General features: G+C 63.9%; 2 protein-coding genes. Both read left to right on the top strand.

All coding sequences use genetic code 11. From position 1 onward, the window contains the following. Positions 1 to 363 precede the first annotated feature (363 nt). Entirely contained in the window at positions 364 to 1,320 is a 957-nt protein-coding gene (deoC, locus tag JWQ61_RS02985) for a deoxyribose-phosphate aldolase (protein WP_304359200.1), read from the top strand. Between the two features lie 3 nt (positions 1,321 to 1,323). After that, positions 1,324 to 3,322: aldehyde dehydrogenase family protein (locus JWQ61_RS02980; protein WP_304359199.1), on the top strand; the 1,999-nt coding region annotated here is incomplete at its 3' end.

Raw genomic sequence — 3,322 nt, 5'->3', positions numbered from 1 at the left:
TGTCATGTTACGCCGATATGTTATTACAAAAAATATGTTGCAGGAATAAATGTTATTGGCGTAACATAAAATCCATTGTGAACTTGCGTGCTTCAGTCCCGCCAAAACAAGCCGGCGAAGACAAGCCTGCATGATCGCCAAAAAAGGAAACGCATTCAATGCGTTCACGGAGATAACCGACATGCCTGTTGCCAGCATCCTATCGACCCGGTCTGCGCACGCCTTCGCGGCGTCGCCACAATTATGACATCCGCCTCCAAAACTCCAAGCGCCGGCACAGTGCCGCGTCCGCGCGCCGCCACGCTCAATTCCGCTTCCAATAGCTCCATTGTTAGCGCTCCCATCGTCGGCGATCCTGTCGGAATGCACGAAGATTCCCGCAACGCCGGCCATAGCTTCGACAGCAGCTGGATCGATGACATCCGCGTCAACCTGTCCGCAGCGGAGCGCCGCATAGCAACGCTGCCCGGGCGCCGCTCGGTCAAGAAAGATGCGCAGGCGGGCTGGCTGCTGAAGGCCATCACCTGCATCGACCTGACCACCCTCAACGGCGACGACACCGCCGAACGCGTCAAGCGCCTGTGCGCCAAGGCCATCATGCCGGTGCGTCCGGACCTGTTGAGTGCGCTTGGCTTCGGCGAACGCACATTGCATACCGGAGCTGTGTGCGTCTACCACCGTTTTGTGGCTACAGCGGTGCAGGCGCTGGGCGATTCCGGGATTCCGGTGGCAGCCGTATCCACCGGTTTTCCGGCGGGACTGATCCCGCATGAACTGAAACTGAAGGAAATCGAAGCCTCGGTGCGCGACGGCGCCGCGGAAATCGACATCGTCATTACACGGGAACACGTGCTGACCGGGAACTGGCGCGCCCTGTATGCCGAAATGCAGGATTTCCGCCAGGCTGCCGGCAGCGCCCATGTCAAGGCGATCCTCGCGACCGGCGAACTGAAGACCATGCGCAACGTCGCCAAGGCTTCCATGATATGCATGATGGGCGGCGCCGACTTCATCAAGACTTCCACCGGCAAGGAAGCCGTCAACGCCACGCCGCTGGTGACGCTGGTCATGCTGCGCATGATCCGGCTGTATGAAGCGCGCACCGGCTTTCGCGTCGGCTACAAGCCGGCCGGCGGCGTATCCAGCGCCAAGGGCATGCTGGATTACCAGGTCCTGATGAAAGAAGAGCTGGGCAGGGCCTGGCTGGAACCGGAACTGTTCCGCGTCGGCGCTTCTTCTCTGCTGGCCGACATAGAACGCCAGCTGGAGCACCACGTCACCGGCCGCTATTCGGCTTTCCACCATCACCCGATCGGATAAACGATGAGTGTTTCACATTATTTTGACACCATGGACTACGGCCCTGCACCTGAAAGCGATTCCGAAGCCCGCCTGTGGCTGGCGCGTCATACCGACGGCTTCGGCCATCATATCGGCGGCCGCTTCACCACGGCTGCCGCCCATTTCGATACGGCCGAACCGGCCACCGGCAAGCTGCTGGCCCGTATCGCGCAAGGCAGCGCAGCGGACGTCGACGCTGCCGTTGCCGCTGCACGCAATGCCCGGTTGGCCTGGCAAACCTTGGGCGGCCATGGCCGGGCACGCCACCTGTATGCGTTGGCGCGCATGGTGCAGCGTCATGCCCGCCTGTTTGCAGTGGTCGAAGCGCTCGACAACGGCAAGCCGATCCGCGAAACGCGCGATATCGACGTGCCCCTGGTAGCGCGGCATTTTTACCATCACGCCGGCTGGGCGCAGCTGCAGGAACGCGAGTTTGCCGACCAGCTGCCGTTGGGAGTGGTCGGCCAGATTGTCCCCTGGAATTTCCCCTTGCTGATGCTGGCCTGGAAGATCGCGCCGGCGCTGGCGCTGGGCAATACGGTAGTGCTCAAGCCGGCGGAATTCACCTCGCTGAGCGCATTGCTGTTTGCCGAACTGGCGGCGCAAGCCGGTTTGCCGGCCGGCGTGCTGAATGTGCTGACCGGCGACGGCGCCACCGGTGCGGCGCTGGTGGCGCACCAAGGAGTGAACAAGATTGCCTTTACCGGCTCGACCGAAGTCGGGCGCCTGATCCGCGAACAAACCGCGGGCTCGGGGAAATCGCTGACATTGGAACTGGGCGGCAAATCGCCGTTCATCGTGTTCGAAGACGCCGACATCGACGCAGCGATCGAAGGCGTGGTCGATGCGATCTGGTTCAACCAAGGCCAGGTCTGCTGCGCCGGCGCGCGCCTGCTGGTGCAGGAAGGCATCGCCGAGGATTTCATAACGCGCCTCAAGCGCCGCATGCAAAGCTTGCGCGCCGGCCAGCCGCTGGACAAGACCATCGATATCGGTTCGCTGATAGCGCCGTCGCAGCTTGAGCGGGTGCGCACGTTGGTGGAGCTGGGCATCAAGGAGGGCGCCAGCTGCTACCAGCCTTCCATCGAGCTGCCGGCGGGCGGCTGTTTTTACCCGCCGACGCTGCTCACCAACGTACACCCCAGCTCCACCGTGGCTACCGAAGAAATTTTCGGGCCGGTGCTCGCCGCGATGACTTTCCGCACGCCCGACGAAGCCGTGGCACTGGCCAACAACACGCGCTACGGCCTGGCCGCCAGCGTATGGAGTGAAACCATCGGCCTGGCGCTGGGCATCGCGCCGCAGCTGAAAGCGGGCGTGGTCTGGGTGAATTCGACCAACCTGTTCGATGCCGGCGTCGGATTCGGCGGCTACCGCGAATCGGGATTCGGACGCGAGGGCGGCCGCGAAGGCTGCTACGAATATCTTAAACCGCGGGCCTGGGCTGAACGTCGCCAGCGTGTTGCCGCGGCCACGGCGAGCGCAGAACCGGCGGCACTTGAGTCGCACAGCGCAACACGCTTGCCCGCACTCGACCGCACCGCCAAGCTGTACATCGGCGGCAAGCAGGTCCGGCCGGACGGCGAGCATGCGCAAGCCGTGTTCGGCGCTGCGGGACAGCTGTTCGGCGAGATCGGCGCCGGCAACCGCAAGGATATCCGCAATGCGGTCGCCGCCGCGCATGCCGCTGCCGCATGGTCGAGCGCCACGCCGCACCGCCGCGCCCAGGCGCTATATTACCTTGCCGAAAACCTGTCGGCCCGCTCGGCCGAATTTGCCGCGCGCATCGCCGCCTCGACTGGCGTCAGCGCCGGCGCGGCGCAGGCCGAGGTAGAGGCATCGATCCAGCGCCTTTTCAGCTACGGCGCATGGGCCGACAAGTACGAGGGCACGGTGCACGTGCCGCCGTTGCGCGGCGTGGCCCTGGCCATGGTGGAGGCAATCGGCGTGGTCGGCGTGGTGTGCCCGGATGAAGCGCCAC

It is taken from the genome of Collimonas fungivorans (genome assembly GCF_028292705.1).
GTDB lineage: Bacteria > Pseudomonadota > Gammaproteobacteria > Burkholderiales > Burkholderiaceae_D > Collimonas > Collimonas fungivorans_B.
Note: the sequence above shows the minus strand (reverse complement) of the source record. Positions and strands in the feature narration are given on the sequence as shown.